The 15,892-nt window shown below is 46.6% G+C and carries 13 protein-coding genes; 6 read left to right on the forward strand and 7 right to left on the reverse strand.

Annotation, left to right across the window (positions count from 1 at the left end; all coding sequences use genetic code 11):
* Window positions 1-24: 24 nt before the first annotated feature.
* The gene (locus BGX14_RS10335) at window positions 25-771 is read right to left on the reverse strand and encodes a flavodoxin family protein (RefSeq protein ID WP_073305190.1); all 747 of its coding nucleotides are present in this window, start codon (window positions 769-771) and stop codon (window positions 25-27) included.
* Window positions 772-780: 9 nt separating this feature from the next.
* Window positions 781-2,166 carry a DEAD/DEAH box helicase gene (locus tag BGX14_RS10340; RefSeq protein WP_095879849.1) on the reverse strand — a complete coding sequence of 462 codons (1,386 nt, stop codon included), beginning with the start codon at window positions 2,164-2,166 and terminating at the stop codon, window positions 781-783.
* Window positions 2,167-2,205: 39 nt separating this feature from the next.
* Here BGX14_RS10340 and tsaA point away from each other — a divergent pair, with 39 nt between their 5' ends.
* Window positions 2,206-2,898 carry a tRNA (N6-threonylcarbamoyladenosine(37)-N6)-methyltransferase TrmO gene (gene tsaA / locus BGX14_RS10345; protein ID WP_095880348.1) on the forward strand — a complete coding sequence of 231 codons (693 nt, stop codon included), beginning with the start codon at window positions 2,206-2,208 and terminating at the stop codon, window positions 2,896-2,898.
* 682 nt (window positions 2,899-3,580) lie between these two features.
* On the opposite strand, the gene BGX14_RS10350 is transcribed toward tsaA, so the two are convergent.
* Window positions 3,581-4,255: a hypothetical protein gene (locus BGX14_RS10350; RefSeq protein WP_073305186.1), complete on the reverse strand. Its 675-nt coding sequence runs from the start codon at window positions 4,253-4,255 to the stop codon at window positions 3,581-3,583.
* A gap of 11 nt (window positions 4,256-4,266) precedes the next feature.
* Window positions 4,267-4,530, reverse strand: a complete 264-nt coding sequence (locus BGX14_RS10355) for a hypothetical protein (protein WP_073305184.1) — start codon at window positions 4,528-4,530, stop codon at window positions 4,267-4,269.
* Between the two features lie 210 nt (window positions 4,531-4,740).
* Here BGX14_RS10355 and BGX14_RS10360 point away from each other — a divergent pair, with 210 nt between their 5' ends.
* Complete coding sequence (locus tag BGX14_RS10360; RefSeq protein WP_095879851.1) at window positions 4,741-5,910, forward strand: ATP-binding protein; 1,170 nt, start codon at window positions 4,741-4,743, stop codon at window positions 5,908-5,910.
* 114 nt (window positions 5,911-6,024) lie between these two features.
* Here BGX14_RS10360 and BGX14_RS10365 read toward each other — a convergent pair whose 3' ends face one another.
* Together BGX14_RS10365 and BGX14_RS10370 are read right to left on the reverse strand one after the other, a co-directional pair.
* Entirely contained in the window at window positions 6,025-7,203 is a 1,179-nt protein-coding gene (locus tag BGX14_RS10365) for a LamG-like jellyroll fold domain-containing protein (protein WP_073305180.1), read from the reverse strand.
* On the reverse strand, window positions 7,200-8,036 hold the full coding sequence (locus tag BGX14_RS10370; protein WP_095879852.1) for a TIGR02147 family protein: 837 nt from the start codon (window positions 8,034-8,036) through the stop codon (window positions 7,200-7,202). Before BGX14_RS10370 ends, BGX14_RS10365 begins: the two co-directional genes overlap by 4 nt.
* Window positions 8,037-8,345: 309 nt before the next feature.
* Here BGX14_RS10370 and BGX14_RS10380 point away from each other — a divergent pair, with 309 nt between their 5' ends.
* From BGX14_RS10380 to BGX14_RS10395, 4 genes are all read left to right on the forward strand, one after another.
* Window positions 8,346-9,602 (forward strand): exonuclease SbcCD subunit D C-terminal domain-containing protein, encoded by a 1,257-nt coding sequence (locus BGX14_RS10380; RefSeq protein ID WP_073305175.1) that lies wholly within the window; start codon window positions 8,346-8,348, stop codon window positions 9,600-9,602.
* Window positions 9,599-12,721, forward strand: a complete 3,123-nt coding sequence (locus tag BGX14_RS10385) for an AAA family ATPase (protein ID WP_095879853.1) — start codon at window positions 9,599-9,601, stop codon at window positions 12,719-12,721. The genes BGX14_RS10380 and BGX14_RS10385 overlap by 4 nt, the downstream gene beginning before the upstream one ends.
* 115 nt (window positions 12,722-12,836) lie before the next feature.
* Entirely contained in the window at window positions 12,837-13,430 is a 594-nt protein-coding gene (locus BGX14_RS10390) for a S41 family peptidase (RefSeq protein ID WP_095879854.1), read from the forward strand.
* A gap of 95 nt (window positions 13,431-13,525) precedes the next feature.
* A complete protein-coding gene (locus BGX14_RS10395) occupies window positions 13,526-14,461 on the forward strand; it encodes an IS30 family transposase (RefSeq protein ID WP_158223296.1) in 936 nt (311 codons plus the stop codon).
* On the opposite strand, the gene BGX14_RS10400 is transcribed toward BGX14_RS10395, so the two are convergent.
* Window positions 14,445-15,761: an ISL3 family transposase gene (locus BGX14_RS10400; protein WP_158223281.1), complete on the reverse strand. Its 1,317-nt coding sequence runs from the start codon at window positions 15,759-15,761 to the stop codon at window positions 14,445-14,447. The genes BGX14_RS10395 and BGX14_RS10400 overlap by 17 nt on opposite strands.
* Window positions 15,762-15,892 lie beyond the last annotated feature (131 nt).

A 15,892-nucleotide genomic window follows, 5' to 3' on the forward strand; every position in this document is an offset into this window, starting at 1 on the left:
TTTTCAGAGATGCCTTTGCAAGGATTAAAAATTATCGTCCCGATCAAACATGTGAGTCACGAATTGCACGACGAGCTCTTTGTAAGTCTCCTCGCCAAAGAGGGGCTTTTGCATCAAGTCGATGGCCTCTTGAGAAAGCGTTCCTGTTTTGGCAAGTTCCGCTCCGCCCTGCGCATAATTTTTTCGCAAAATATCAAGACGGCGTTTTCCGCCGCGGTGATGCAATGCCCGCATTTGCGGACAAGCGATTAGGGTGTAGCCGCCCTTTCCCAAAATGATATCAAATTGGCGAACAATCGGTTCGTAAACGACATCCAAGTCGCACCAGGCGCAGCTGGAAAGCAAAATGATTTTTTGCCCCGGTTTTTGATTTTGAAGCCCGTGCATCGGCTTGTTCATGCTTTCGGGTTCGTTGAGCTTTTGCCCCATATAGGGGTGAACCATTCCCACGATGCGGTCCATCAGCACTTTCATCTGTCCGGGAATGCTGAAAAGGAACAAGGGAAAACTCCAGATGACGATATCCGCTTCTTCCAACTTTTTGCGTGTTGCGGGCACGTCGTCGTCTTTGATAAAGCAGCTTCCGTCCGGGCGACCCCAACAGGTAAGGCATCCTCGGCAGGGCTTAATGTTCAGACGGTCTATAAAAACATATTCCGCTTCGTAATCGCCATTGGCGAGCATTCCATCGACGAATGCTCTTGTCGGCACAAGAGTTCCGCTTTTTTCTTGTTTAGGGCTGGCGACCATTATCAGGATTTTCTTTGTCATGGGAAACCTTTAGTTTTGGGCGTTTGTCCGGTTTCTGTTTTGTTCTGCGCGCAGACGTTTGCGCGCTCGGCTACCCAAGCGTTTGCCGTTGGAAGTTTTGGGCAATTTCTGCTGATTTTCTGGGCGTTTCGGCGTTGGATTTCTTTCGGCGCCTTCTTTTGATTTCGGGCGTTTTTCACGTCGGTTTGAAAATTTTCCAGTTCTCCAACGGGAATTTCGGGCTTCGCTTTCAGGGGTTTCCTTTTGTGGCGGGGGCAGCTTTTCTAAAATGCTCGGGTCGCCTTCTGGAATTTGAATGCGAGTCAAGCGTTCAATCGCCCGCAAATCCTGTTCTTCGTCCGGGGCGCAAAATGAAATGGCGACGCCGTCCCTGCCTGCTCGGGCGGTTCTGCCGATGCGGTGTACAAAGGTTTCTGGAACGTCGGGCAGGTCGTAGTTGAATACATGGGAAACATTGTCCACGTCGATTCCCCGCGCGGCGATATCGGTTGCGACCAGTACGCGGATTTGCTCGGTTTTGAAATTGCCAAGAGCTTCTTGACGCCGGTTCTGGCTTTTGTTGCCGTGAATGGCGGCGCAAGTGATTCCCGCTTTTTCCAAAACGCGAACGATTTTGTCGGCTCCGTGCTTTGTTCTGGAAAAGACCAGAACTTTTTTCATCTCGGGATGGGCGAGCAGCAATTCTTTGAGAAGAGCGCCTTTGCGCCGTTTGTCGATGCGGTAGAGTTCTTGCTGGATGCGCTCTATCGGCGTGCTTTGCGGAGCGACTTCAATTCGTACGGGGTTTGAACGCAAAATGGAAGCGGCGAGCTTTGTGATTTCGGGCGGCATCGTCGCGCTGAAAAAAAGATTCTGGCGCTGCGCCGGAAGAAGCCCGACGATTTTGCGAATATCGTGGATGAATCCCATGTCGAGCATTCTGTCCGCTTCGTCCAGAACAAAAAATTCGAGTTTTTTCAGGCTGACGATTCGCTGGTTGATTAAATCCAGCAAGCGTCCCGGCGTGGCAATCAGAATATCGACGCCTCGGGAAAGCGCGCGCTTTTGCGGCGTATCGCTGACTCCGCCAAAAATACAGGCACTGGTCAGTTTCGTGTATTTTTCATAGGTTTCAAAGCAGTCCGAAACCTGAATGGCGAGTTCGCGCGTCGGGAGCAGAATCAGGGTGCGAATGGATTTGGATGTGTTTCTTGCCCCATCCTGTAAAAGATTTTGTAAAATGGGCAGGGCGAATGCGGCGGTTTTTCCCGTTCCTGTCTGGGCGATTCCCATTAAATCGTTGCGCGCTAAAATAGGAGGAATGGCTTTTTCTTGAATCGGTGTGGGAAGGGTATAATTGGCTTCGGCGATGGCTCGTTGCAGTCTTTCGTCTAAAGGTAAATCGGAAAATTTCATATGGAAACAAAGCTAGAAAATTTTGCTATATACGTTCCGATGAACTCGCATTTTACCTTCCAGACGATAGCGCGCATCCGTTCCGATTTCCCGGAAAAATTTGGGATTCCTCGGCAAAGCGGAATACTTAAGGAACTCCAATCGCAGATTGTCTTTGAACCGGAATTTCGCGATGCGGCGGCAATTCGCGGTTTGGAAGGATTTTCCCATTTGTGGTTAATCTGGATTTTTTCCGAAAATATTCGGACAAAGTCTGCCTTGACCGTTCGCCCTCCGCGATTGGGAGGGAATGTGCGGATGGGGGTTTTTGCCACGAGGTCTTCCTTTCGGCCAAATCCCATCGCCTTGTCCGCAGTAAAAATCGAGAATGTGGAAAATACGGCAGAAGGCCCGGTAATCACCGTTTCGGGAGCGGATTTGCTGAACGGAACGCCGATAGTCGATATCAAACCGTACTTGCCATACGCAGATGCCATTCCGGACGCTGCCGGAGGCTTTACGGACAGCTTGTGCCCCGAACCGTTGGTGCTTGAATTTCCGCAGACCGAGCTGGAAAAAGTCGCCTTCGAAAAACGGGAATCCCTGTTGAAAATCCTCGCCGACGATCCGCGCCCGGCTTACCAGGAAAATCCGGCTCGCGTTTACGGCTTCCGATTCGCATCGTATGAAATCAAGTTCAAAGTGGAAAACGGAAGATTGTTTGTTTTGAGCGTCGAAGAGAGGAACGGTTAGGATTTGTTTTGGAAATTCTCGCTTTAGATGGGGAAGTTGTATTGAATCAAAGATGGGGCTGGCGGACAAAACGCGAGTGCGATTTTATATGGACTGCACGGACAACCGAACGTTTTTTCGGGCTTAGCCCCTATTTCAAACCGTGAAGTATGAATTGCCGGAAAGTTTGGACAGAGCTGTCATTTGTTTGAAAAAGGATGATGTTTCCTGTCAATCGGATAAAATCCGACATCTCCATTCCCGTCTTTTTCGTTCGCTCAATACTTTGGCTGATGCTGATGACGATACAAGCCTCCAGCTGAAAGGGATTTAACAAAAACAGGATTTGCTGTCAAGATTGATGGCCGAAAGTTTTTATTGTTGCCGCTCGGCAAAAATTCCAATCAGAATACAACAGGAACATCTTGATTTGACACATTGATTGATGTTCTGTAATCGCGTTCCAATTGACAATGAAGATATCTTTTCCATCGTCAAATGATATACAAAACCAAGCCGAAAAATAATCCACGTCTTTTGCTTGATAGGGCGTTTTCCTTGGCGATATAATTATCGCAGTTGTTTTTGTGAAATTTTGAGAGGACCGGTATTTGTTGCACGAAGTAAAAATCCCGAACCGGATTGAGGTCGGGATTTTGAAAACAATTTTATTTAATTAGTTGCTTTGTACGACGCAACTTAATTACTCTTCACAGGGTATTTTTCTAGTTAATTCAATTATGAATTGGTTGAAAACTATAGGATCCATAATTTCGTTGATCATACTCACTGCAGCATTCCCTCCCAACCCATTTATCATAAGAGTTTGTAATTGAAGTTCCATTCCCTCTGTAGGATCGTGGTTGGCGTTGGACATAGCATTTTCAATTCCAACTCCATAGGTCTTGTTCCAAATGTCTGCGGCGTTGGGAGAGGCTAATCCTAAAGCGGAGAAAATAGAATAAAAGGCCTTCATACCGTCTTCTGCTACTTTACATTTGGGACCTTTACAATCTACTCGAGCCTCGTACACGTATAAATATTCTTCGCCATCGTATTCGCCGACAACGAATTTTGTTTGACCTTTATTTTTCATCTTGCCGTCTGGAGTTTTGGTGACTGCATTCCAATCGACAATCAAGATGTCTTCTCCATCTTCTTTCTTTGTGCTGAATTTTACATTTACGTTCTTGCATTTTTTTGTATAATATTGAGGACAACCTTTGTCCATTACTATATGCTTATTTTCTCCCTCACCTTCCGACTTTGCGCCCCATCTACAGGCGTCTTGAGAAACTAATTTGATCGGACTTGTCGCCGCGCATGTTCCCACAAAGGTGACAAGTAACAGAAGAATATGTATAACACTGTTTTTCATTGAAAACTCCTTTATTGCCTAAAATTTGAAAATGAACGACGTCCAGCTTCTTTACAGTTTTCTACGTAATCCTTGAAGTGTTCTACGGACGATTGCCCGTTGAAAGTTTCCATAACTTCCAATTGTTCTGGAGAATTGATTTCACCCATGACTCCAACTTTATCAACAATTTGCACAATCCCGTCGTTTTTCAGATGATTGATTGCGTTTTGAACATAAGAATCGGCGATTCTGTCCAATTCTAGTTCTAGGCGATTTATTTTAATGATATTCATAATAACTCCTTTTTTTTGATTTAGCAGACGCAAATGTAAACAAAAAAAAACATTGGCAAGTCTTTTCTTCAAAAAGGCGTACTTTCGGCAATTTTTTTTTACAATTAACCTCTTCAAAAAAACGAAAGTGACCGTGGTTAATCAAAACGCCGTCTTTACAATTTTAAAGTTCGGTTTTATATTTGTAAAAAAGTCTGAAGGCGGTATTCCATGATTTCACGTGAAATGCAAGAGAAAGTTCAGAAACTGGCAAACCAGTACCCATTTGTTGCTGTAACTGGCCCGAGGCAATCTGGGAAATCCACCCTTTTACGGAATTTGTTCCAAGATTATGATTACGTGTCCTTGGAAGACTTGGACGAGCGTGACCTCGCCGAGCGGGATCCGCGGGCATTCATCCGGATGCATCCTGACAAAGCTATTCTGGACGAGGTGCAACGTGTTCCGGGGTTGCTTTCTTACCTGCAGACCCACGCTGATGAAGTCGGTCGAACAGGGATGTATATCTTGAGTGGGTCGCAAAATTTTTTGCTGATGGAAAAACTGGGGCAGAGCCTAGCCGGTCGAGTCGCCTTGCTTGACTTGCTTCCGTTTTCGCATTCGGAACTGAAGGCAGCAGGAATACTCCCGCCATCGCTGGACGATGAAATTTTCACCGGTGGATATCCCCGCATTTTCGACAAAGGAATTGCACCTACGGACTTTTACCCCAGTTATTTGCGCACATACGTGGAACGAGATTTGCGAACGGTCAAAAATGTAGGGAATTTGAATTTGTTTGTAAAATTCCTGAAATTGTGTGCCGGGCGGATCGGGCAACTGTTGAACGAGTCTTCGCTTGCAAACGAGTGCGGCGTTTCTACGCCCACTATAAATTCTTGGCTTTCGGTTTTGGAGGCTAGCTTTATCCTTTACCGTCTTAGACCGGATTTTCGCAACTTTAACAAGAGACTTGTCAAAACACCAAAAATCTATTTTTACGATACTGGCCTTGCGTGTTCTTTACTTGAAATCGATAGCGCAAACCAATTGAAATCGCACTTTGCGCGAGGTAGTTTGTTTGAAAACTTGGTCATCAATGAATTTATGAAAAAATCCTTGAATCAGGGTAAGGAGCCTCGGCTTTCTTTTTGGCGAGACAATGTTGGTCACGAGGTGGATCTGATTCAAGATAGAAATGGAATGCCCTTTGCATATGAAATCAAGTCGGGCGAAACTTTCAACCGTGAATTTCTGGACAACTTGAATTTCTGGGGAAAAATTTCTGGTTTTCCACCCGAACAGAGGACCGTCGTATATGCCGGAGCAAAGGAAATGCCCTTAACGGAAGCTCAAGTTGTTCCTTGGGTAAAACTCGCGGATACTTCCGTTGTTTCATAAACAGCCCCAATTTTCTTGCAAAGACGAGCCGCAATCTTTGCAACTGCAAATGACGCATATTCCCCCAAAAGGCCGCCTCTAAAAATGGCTTTGGCGATATGATTCTTGTTCATTTTAAATCCGGTTCCGTTTTTCCATTTTATACAGCGTGCGCATCCATAAAGAATCTTGTTCCCCGTCGTATAAGCGGAAAATATCGATTGTTCCTTTCAGCCGGGAATCGCCAATGATGAAATTTGTCAAATTGCCGAATCCATTTTCGCGTTTAAAATCCGTGTCCCGAATGACTTCTCCGTCCAGCATCACAGCGATATGCTTTCCGTTCAAGAGAACGGCAATCTGGTGCCACGCATCATCCAGAATTTTCATGGAACCGTAAATGGTCGTGTCGGAAATCACCAGCGAATCCGCTTTCACAAAAAGCTCCACTCCAATGGCTTTCTTTTGATTGCTGGAATTTTGCCGAACGACAAATCCCAAGGAATCTTGCATCGCGGTAAAGAGGGCGACGTTGGAGTCTGCACCAAAGGCGTCTTCGGGCAATTTTACCCAAAAAGAAATGGCGACTTTTTCATTTTGGAAGACTTCGAAATTTTGGATGGTGTCGGGGAGTTCTATGGGACTGTCCTTGGCGAAACGGAGATGGTTCAAAATGGAAAATGCAGAATCGTCCTCGGCGGAATTTGCCGCATAGACGTTTCCGCTATCGATATTCCAGAGAACGGGAATGCTGAACGCTTCGCCGTTAAAAACAAGAAGTTGCGAATAATCGGCGGCGGGAATTTTAGAAACGACGGCAATGTCGTTTTGAACGTCTTCTGCGGAAATCGTTTGGCAGGCAAATGTTTCCGGAATGCACACGGTATCGTTTTCGGAAAGCCCGAATCCCGAAAGAGAAATCGCGATTTGCGAATAGGGAAGAAGGACCTGATGAAATGGAAGCGTGTCGGAATTTTGCAGGGATATGCTGGCTTTGGCTCCCGAATCTTCTTCTTCATTTTCAAAAAGGATAGTGTATGTCCCTGTGGGAATTCTTTCGGAATGGAGTACAAACGAACCGTCTTCAGCGGATTCGGTTTTTAAAAGGACGGAATCTTGGACGGCGTTGAATCCGATTTTCACCATATAGACGGCGACTTTGGAAAGCGGCGATCCAGAAGGATTGGTGATGATGCCCGCCAGTGTTTGGCCCGATTCGGTTTCGGTAAGCACTCCGGCGTGATCCTGGCTGCTGCAAGCGGCGAAGTAAATGGCGAAAAGATTTGCGATTAAAAGGGAATGCCGAAAGTTCATTTTCCCTCCTCGTCCAGATTGGAAAACAGGTGAATGTTCAGATGGTAAACGCCGTCAGCGTTGGCTTTGTCTTGGGCGATAATTTGCCGGGTTTTGGCTTTGAACTGCTGCAATTCGGCTTCGATTTCCCGATACGCGTTGCGGGAAATGCTGAAAACCAGAGTGCTCATCACTTGCGGATTTTTCCCCGGCGAAAGCAGTGCCTTTTTAGAGAGTTCAAAACATTGCAACTGATATTCGCGGATAAGTTCCTGATTGTTGTATGGCCCACTGGAAATGGCGTCTTGGGTCGGTTTCCAAAAGCCGTCTTCATTTTGGCGAACAAGTCCGAGTCTTTTCAAAAGCGCAAGGGATTCGTTCAATTTGCCCGGAGTGACTTTGGGAAAAATACGTTTGGCTACGGGAGAAAGATCGTCTTTAACATCGATGACGTCGAGAATGGCGAAAAGCGCGCTGTGATACCATTCCGCATAATACTCGTAAGCGTCGGAATGCAAAAGCATTTGCGGATTCGGATTGATTTTGAGCAGCTCTTCCATGGCTTCTTTGCGAATAACATCCGATTTGGCCTGATCCAGCTGAACCATCGCTTCAAAATAGCGGGCTTCTTTTTTGTCCAGTTCCAAAATTTCAATGAATTTGCTCACCATGCGGGGGGAAACTTTTTTCCCGCGGAGAACATCGGCGAAATAGCTTCTGGTTTTGGGAAGTCCCAGCTGGACGCAAATGGAAGTGCGATTGAATCCCGGCTCGACTTGAGAACGGGCATTCTGGTATTCTGCAAGGAATTTGCGGAAATGCGTGTATTGAAAGATGTCGGCAAATTTTTTCACATTCACAATATAATTATTTTTGAGAACGTTCTTAATGTTGTGCTTGAAAATTCATTTTCAAAAATCGGCGGCTTGGGAGTGGCTTGTTGTCAGTCCCTTTCGGCTATTCGACTAGTTCGACAAACGGCTGTAGTGCTTGTCGAAGCACACCAACCAACGGTCCCTGAGCTTGTCGAAGGGCAGGGACCGCTAGCTGAACACTTCATCTTTAGGCTGCATGAAATGGAAACGGCGTTTTGTGTGATGCAGAACAAATTGGGGGGTATCCAGTTGTCAATTTTGACAGGAAAACGGATTTAGATTTAGGGCATGAGTACTGGATACAGAATTTTGCATACTTCGGATTGGCATTTGGGCAATTCGTTGCACGAACGTTCTCGCATAGATGAATACAAAAAATTTTTGGATTGGTTGAAAGGAACAATTATCGATCAAAAAGTCGATGCGCTTTTGGTTTCTGGCGATGTCTTTGATACGGGTTCGCCCAGCAATGCGGTTCAGGAGCTGTATTTTTCTTTTTTGACGGAATTGAATGGGACCTGCTGCAAAAATGTGGTGATTACGGCGGGAAACCACGATTCGCCTTCGACATTGAATGCGGCCAGTTCTGTTTTGGAATTGCTGAACGTGCGCGTTGTGGCGACTCCGAACAAGGAAACGCATTTTGAAAATGAAGTTTTTGCGTTGCCGTCGGCGAAAAATCCTCAAATCATCGTCTGTGCGGCTCCTTATTTGCGGGATGCGGCTCTTCAAGCGAGCTTGGAAAGCGAAAAACCGACAACGAACGAAGAATTTGTACGGGAGGGAACTCGCGCGCATTTTGAAAAATTGAAAAAAATCGCTTTGCAAAAACGGGAAACTTTGGGAAAAAATTGCCCGATTGTCGCTATGGCGCATTTGTATGCGGCGGGAGCGTCCCTTTCGGAAAACGCTGCCGATACGGAATACTCGGTGGTAGGAAATCTGCAAAATGTGAATATGGATATTTTTCCGTCGGATTTTGACTATGTTGCTTTGGGGCATATCCATCGGGCGCAGAAAGTTGCGGGTGAAAATCGAATCCGCTATTCCGGTTCTCCTCTACCGATGGGATTTGACGAAGCGAATCGGGGAAATGCGGTCCTGCTGGTGGATTTTGAAGAAGGAAAGGAGCCGCTTGTCCGTGAAATTCAGGTTCCGACATTCCGCAAATTGCTGACGATTCGCGGAGATGATTTGCAGGACATTCGCCGGAAAATGGAACTTGCCGCCCAGGAATCGCCCAAAGCTTGGGTTCGTGTGCAATTTGCAGGGGCGGGCGCTGTCGGGGATTTGCGGAACGTCCTTTTGGCGGATTTTGAAAAAACGGATCTTGAATTGCTCAAAGCGGAGTACGTCGCTCGGATTGATGGCAATTCTGAATTTCAGGAAGAGGAAAGGGATCTTTCGGATTTTTCTCCGTCCGAGGTTTTTGCTTTGCGCTTGCAAGATAGCGATGGCGCAAATTTGCCCCCGGAATTGAAAAAACAGGTTGAAGAAGCTTTTCAAGAAATTTTGAAGCAACTCCAAGAAGGAAAAGAAGAATGAAAATTTTAAGTCTGCATTTTAAAAATGTGAATTCCTTGGCGGGAGAATGGAACATTCGTTTTGACGATCCGTCTTTTGTACGCAATCACCTGTTTGCGATTTCGGGACCGACGGGTTCGGGAAAAACGTCGATTCTGGATGCGATTTCGTTGGCTCTTTATGGGAAAACGCCAAGGCAAAAGAATGTTGCGGACAAGCAGAAAGTCGATGGCATTTCGGAAATGATAATGACTTCGGGAACGGGCGAAACTTTTTCCGAAGTGGAATTTGAATCGCTGGGACGTCGTTATCAAGTAAAATGGAGCGTTCACCGTAGCCGGAACAGTCCCACGGGGGCTATTCAAAATGCCGAATGGAAATTGCTGTTTTTTGAAAAGGGACAGTTTGTTGCTCATGACGATGTTTACAAAAAAAATGAAGTCGGGAAAAAAATTGAAGAAGTCGTCGGTCTGAATTTTGACCAATTTATGCGAGCGGTGATGCTTCCGCAGGGCGGATTTGACAGCTTTTTGAAAAGCAGCCGGGATGAAAAAGCCCTTATTTTGGAAAAACTTTCCGGGCAAGAAATTTATCGGAAAATTTCCCAGGAAGTTTTTGAACGAAACAAAAAAGAAAAGGAAAAAAGAGATTCTATCGCGAAGCAATTATCCGATATCCAGTTGCTTTCAGAAAGTGAATTGCGGGATATGACAGCCTGGATGGAATCGGCGAAGAATACGAAAAAAACAAAAACCGAAGAGCAAAAAAAATACGAAAATCTACAGAGCAGCTTGCTGGCATTGAAAAAAGCGGAAAAGGAATGTCAGGAACTGCGATCGGCTTTTGCAGAACTCCAGAGTGAAAAGGAAAAATTGAAAGAAGTTCGACAAAGGCTTGATCGCGGCAACAAGGCACAGGAAGTGAAACCTGTTTGGGATACGCTGGAGCGCACTCAAATGGATTATGCACAGAAGTGCAGTCAAAAGGAAAAATTGCAGAAAGATATTCCGTTGAAGGAAGAGGACGGGCGACGACTTCAATCCGATTTGGAAAAGTGGAGTCAAGAAGAAGAAGCTTTGCAACGGGAAAATAAAAATCGCGATGCTCTTCGGGATAAAGTTTCCCAATGGGATGCCGAGATATTGAATTTGAAAAAATCCTGCCAGGAAAAAGAATCTGAAATTGCCGACAAAAAGAATCGCATCAAGCAGATTTTGTTGAAGCTGGAAAGCTGCAAAACGCGGCGGGCGGCTGTTGAAAAGGAATTGGATGCGAATCTCCGTTATAAAAAGGAGCATGCTTCGCATCAGGCGCTCGAAAGTGAAATCGCGGTGATTGCCGACCGGTTGCAACAATGGAAAACGGCGCAGGACAATTTTGAAAAAGCGAATGGTTCTTTGGAAACGGCGAAGGTGCAATTGGATAAGTTGGAAAAAGACTATCGGATAAAAGTTGCAGAATACAAGAATGCCGCCGCGGAAAGGGATAAAAGTTTTTCAAATGACATCCATAAAATTGCGCTATTTGTGCAGACCTCTCTTCGTGATGGCGATACCTGTCCTGTCTGTGGAAATCCGTTTCATTTGCCGCACACCGAACCCGTTTTTGCTGGGGAAATTTCGGCGACAGCCGCCCGTTTGAATCATTTGCAAAGCGCTTATGAAAAAGCCAAATCCGCGGAAGAGCTGAGTCTTAACGAATGGAATCATGGAAAGGAAAATGTCCTGGCTTGTGAAAAGAATGTTCAAGAAAAGAAACTGGCTGTAGAAAATATTCTGGCATCCGTCACGGAAAAATTAAAACCTTATGGATTTGCCGAAAAGGATTTGCTTCAGCAGCAGACGGTGCTATGCAAACTTCGTCAATGGATTACGGAATGGAATAATTGCATTCTGAAAATCGATAATGCGAAAAATCAGCTGAACATTTTGGATGCTGACGAAAAATCTTTGGCGGCCAGCATGGAAACGGAAAATGCGGATCTTCAAAATTTGGAGCAGAATCTATTGCAGCAGCAAAAGGATCTGCAAGAACGTTCCTTGAATCGGGAAAAACTTTTTGGAAATAAAGATGTCGCCGCCGATCGGCAGGAATATGCTGCGAAAATTGAAAATCTCGTCTGTCGGAAAAAAGAATTGGAAAAGGACTACAATCAAAATTTGCAACTTTTGACCTCTTTAAAATCTCAGTTGCAAATGATTTTAGAAGACTTGTCCAAGGTCGAACAGGAAAAAAATCGTTTGGAAGAAGCGTTTATGGCAAAATTGCGGGAATGCAGTTTTGCGACCAAAGACGATGTGATAAAAGCGATTGTTTCCGAAAAGGATCGTCAGGAGCTTTTGCAAAAAGTGGAGCAGGTAACTGCGGAATATGCCGCCAAAAGCGGACAGCTGCAACAAGCGGAAAAGCAGCTGAATGAATTGCGCTCTGCGGAAACGGAACAAGCGACTCTGCAAACCGTAGCTTCCAAGTTGGAAATACTGGAAAAGGAATTGAAAGATTTGGACTCCCGGATCATGGAAACTTCGAATAAATTATCCGTGAATCGAGATGCGCAAAAACGGGCGGAGGAATTCCTGCGTCAAAAAGAAGCGCAGGAAAAAACGTTCCATATTTGGGATACGCTGTGCAAGCTTATCGGCAGTTCCGACGGAAAACTTTTTGTGAATTATGTTCAGCAGCTGACTTTGAAAAAACTGATTGTCGCTGCAAACAAGCATTTATGCGCTTTGGCTCCGCGTTACAAGTTGAAATATGACAACAGCATGAATATGGGGCTTTATGATGCGGAATGTGGAATGGCTAGACCCGTGGCGAATCTGTCGGGCGGGGAATCTTTTCTGGTCAGCCTTTCGCTGGCACTGGGACTCTCTTCGTTGGCAAGCCAACGCGTTCGAATTGACACGCTATTTTTGGACGAAGGCTTTGGTTCTTTGGACGAAAAGAAATTGCAAAAAGCCATTGATGTTTTGCGCAATTTAGGAGAAAGCGGCGACAAGCAGATTGGCGTTATTTCTCATGTGGATTTGGTGAAAGACGGGATTCCCAACCATATTGAAGTTATTCCGGTCGGCAATGGGCGCAGCCGGATTGTAGGAGCTGGCGTTGAAGAATTCAAAAGGCAAAATCTATCGGCGTAAAACGATTAACCGATTAAAGTTTTGAAATTTTTCTTATCGCATCCTTGCCGGGTGCGATTTTTCGTTTAAATTCAGATGTTTTCGGTGATGTTTTGAAAGCAAAGAGGGCGCGACGATGCGAAAATTTGGATTCTATTTTGCCGTTTTCATCAAAGCGGCTTTGGCGACGGAAATTTTTGGCGGAATAGGCCTTGCTGTTTATCCTTTTGAAGCGGGTTTTGAAGTGGTTGGTGTCGTGCGGGATGCGCCTGCGGAAAAAGCGGGAATTGCCGTCGGAGACAAGCTGCTTGCTGTGGATGGAATTTCACTTGCCGGAAAATCGCTGGAATCGGGTTTGTCTTTTTTTCGGGGAAAGCCTGGAGAAATTTTAAACGTCTGTATTTTGCGTCAAAACGATACCCTTTGGAGAAAAATTCGCCGCGAAAAATTGATTGTAGAATCGGCGGAAACGAAAGGAGAGGACAGCGCTAAAAATCGTTTTTTGCTAGGCCGGATGGAATTTTTGAATTTGGATATTGCCGTCTATACGGAAAAGGAATCGCTTTTTTCTGAAGTTGGCCATCCTTTGGATAACGCTTTGCTTATTTTTTCACGCGAAGGCATTTTGTTTTATTTGAAAGAAGATGGCTTGGTAAATATTTCCATTTTTCATGCGGACGGAAAATTTTTAAAGACGCGCGAGTTTTCATCGCCAATGCAACTGATGTAAGGTAATCCGGAAAGAAAATTTCCCCAGGGGCGAGCCCCTGGGGAATGGCCGAGTTTTTCTACCTTGCCGTTTCAGCTAAAAAAATAGGTGAGGTGATGAGACTCGACCGAGATAAAAGATACCAAATTAAGGCCCTGCTTTCCGCGGGCTTAATGCAAAAAGAAATAGCAAAGTTGCTCGACGTAAAGGAACCGACCCTGTCCAGGGAGATATCCCGGAACGGCGGTCGCATACACTACGATCCCGAAAAAGCCCATAATCGAGCAACTAGACTGGCGGCCACAAGCCACGTGCATTACGTGTACGATGCGGAAGACTGGAAGATAGTGGATGCCCAAATCAAGGACGACCTGTCGCCCGAACAGGTGAATGGACGTCTGAGCAGTGATGGGGTGGGTGTTCCCTGCGTTTCCACGATTTACAGGCACGTGAAATGCGACAAGGAACTCAGGTCGCATCTGCGACATGGAAAGAAGCCGTACCGCAAGAGGGGCGAGAAGAAGGACAGGAGAGGCCAGATTGTAGGCCGGGTCTCCATCGACGACCGTCCCGCGATAGTCGACGAGAAGAGCCGCATCGGCGACCTCGAGATAGACCTGATCAACAGTGCGGACCACGATGCGAACTTGCTGACAGTCAACGACAGGATGTCCAACTACTGCCTGATACGGTACCTGCCAACGAAAAATGCCGACGACCTGAAGAAAACTCTGGTTCGTGCCCTCAGGGATTACCGGAAGACCTTCCCCCTATACACCATCACGTCGGATAACGGCAAGGAGTTCGCTTGCCATCTGGATATCGCCAAGGCACTTGGCGTGGAATACTACTTCGCCCACCCCTACCACTCTTGGGAACGCGGGGCAAACGAGAACATGAACGGACTCATACGCCAGTATCTGCCGAAAAAGGAGTCGTTCAAGGGAATCTCGCCGCAAAAAGTCCGGTGGATACAGGACAAACTCAACAACAGGCCAAGAAAAAGGGAGGCATCATCAACATGTGTGGTAGCATTTAGGCAGCCTTGCTAGATGATTCTCTCGATTCCGATTCCCATTCGTAGGCTATCTTTACATCGACATAGGAACAGCTCAACATTATCAGCGACAGCATGTTGTTCATGTTCCTGAAGCCATAGGCAGTCCGTATCAGTAGCTTTATCTTGTTGTTCGTCGCCTCGATCCTTGCGTTTGACACGCCCAGCCTGATTGTGTTGAGGATTCCGTCGTAGTTACGCTTGATCTTTGCGTACAGATCCTTTACTGAGCCGATGCGTGAGTGGCTTGCACGCCACAGCCACCTGTCCAGATTTTCCCTGGCATCGTCATAGCCCATCTTCAGGATGATGCGCAGTTCCTCCTTGAGCTGGTATGCCCTGTAGAGACGCGGATAGCGGCTTGCTATGAGTTCTATTTTTCTCTGCTGGCTTTCGTTAAGGTTCTCTGGAGCCTTGCCCAGAGCGTACCTGGAGTTCTTTATCCCCTCCGCGGTGCGGTCCTTCGGGACGCTATCCTTCGTGGGCCTGCCTCGGCCCCGTTTCTGATTGCGGTTTTCCTTGCGGGCCTCCTTCCAGGCTTCCACACGGACCTTGTCCAGGGCTTCTGTCGCCCACTGTACGACATGGAAGCTGTCCACGCACCGTTCGGCATTGGGCAGGAACTCCTCGATGCTTGACCTTATCCACTTGGCTCCGTCACAAGTCACAAGCTCCACGCCCTTGCGCTGCTCTTCGCTGAGTTCCCTCATGAAGATGTCCAGCACCTCCTTCCCGTAGCCCTCGTGTACCCAGATCACGCAGCGCCTGTCGTGATCCACTACCACCGTTATGTACTTGTGCCCTTTCTTGTAGCTGGTCTCGTCGATGCCTATGCGCCTGAAGATGCAGCCTGCCTTGATAGGCCTTGTGTCCAGGCGTTCCCATACGCGGTCGGCGATTTCTCCCACGGTATTCCAGGCGATGCGTAGCTGCTTTGCGACAGCCTTTTTCGACATGCTGCATACGGCCCATGCGACTTGCTGCTCGAAGGCGTCGGTAAAGCCTGACCTGTGGCTTGCCCACGGCACCTTCACGGTTTTTACGCCGCACTTCCTGCACTTCACCCTGTAGGTGTCCATCTTGATGAAGCCCATTTTCGTGCCGAGATCGAGCGTCCGCCACACCCTCTGTTCCCGGCCGTTGTCGTAGAGTTTCCCTTTTCGCCCGCAACAGCCGCACCTGCTGGCGTTGCCCTTGGTGAGTCTTACCGTGATGGTGACCGTGGTGTCGGTTTGCTCCTGCTTGACGACTGAACAGCCGTTGACATTGAAGATGGATTTGTATAATTTTGACATGGGCTTTTTCTTCTGTTTTTTTTGGCGATTAAATTTTAGAAAATAGCCCATTTTTTGTTTAATTTAGGCGAAAGTCAACAAAAAAGGGTGGCGAAGCCACCCACACATGTTGATGAAGAACCAAAGGCACT

Origin of the sequence: Fibrobacter sp. UWS1 (assembly GCF_002300445.1) — a bacterium.
In the GTDB taxonomy this organism is placed as follows: domain Bacteria; phylum Fibrobacterota; class Fibrobacteria; order Fibrobacterales; family Fibrobacteraceae; genus Hallerella; species Hallerella intestinalis.

What these genes read in the sequence shown, in the direction of transcription:
- BGX14_RS10360 (WP_095879851.1), top strand. Translation starts at nt 4,741, where the DNA reads ATGATTTCACGTGAAATGCAAGAGAAAGTTCAGAAACTGGCAAACCAG.
- BGX14_RS10390 (WP_095879854.1), top strand. Translation starts at nt 12,837, where the DNA reads ATGCGAAAATTTGGATTCTATTTTGCCGTTTTCATCAAAGCGGCTTTG.
- BGX14_RS10355 (WP_073305184.1), bottom strand. Translation starts at nt 4,530, where the DNA reads ATGAATATCATTAAAATAAATCGCCTAGAACTAGAATTGGACAGAATC.
- BGX14_RS10385 (WP_095879853.1), top strand. Translation starts at nt 9,599, where the DNA reads ATGAAAATTTTAAGTCTGCATTTTAAAAATGTGAATTCCTTGGCGGGA.
- BGX14_RS10395 (WP_158223296.1), top strand. Translation starts at nt 13,526, where the DNA reads ATGAGACTCGACCGAGATAAAAGATACCAAATTAAGGCCCTGCTTTCC.
- BGX14_RS10335 (WP_073305190.1), bottom strand. Translation starts at nt 771, where the DNA reads ATGACAAAGAAAATCCTGATAATGGTCGCCAGCCCTAAACAAGAAAAA.
- BGX14_RS10350 (WP_073305186.1), bottom strand. Translation starts at nt 4,255, where the DNA reads ATGAAAAACAGTGTTATACATATTCTTCTGTTACTTGTCACCTTTGTG.
- BGX14_RS10340 (WP_095879849.1), bottom strand. Translation starts at nt 2,166, where the DNA reads ATGAAATTTTCCGATTTACCTTTAGACGAAAGACTGCAACGAGCCATC.
- tsaA (WP_095880348.1), top strand. Translation starts at nt 2,206, where the DNA reads ATGAACTCGCATTTTACCTTCCAGACGATAGCGCGCATCCGTTCCGAT.
- BGX14_RS10365 (WP_073305180.1), bottom strand. Translation starts at nt 7,203, where the DNA reads ATGAACTTTCGGCATTCCCTTTTAATCGCAAATCTTTTCGCCATTTAC.
- BGX14_RS10380 (WP_073305175.1), top strand. Translation starts at nt 8,346, where the DNA reads ATGAGTACTGGATACAGAATTTTGCATACTTCGGATTGGCATTTGGGC.
- BGX14_RS10400 (WP_158223281.1), bottom strand. Translation starts at nt 15,761, where the DNA reads ATGTCAAAATTATACAAATCCATCTTCAATGTCAACGGCTGTTCAGTC.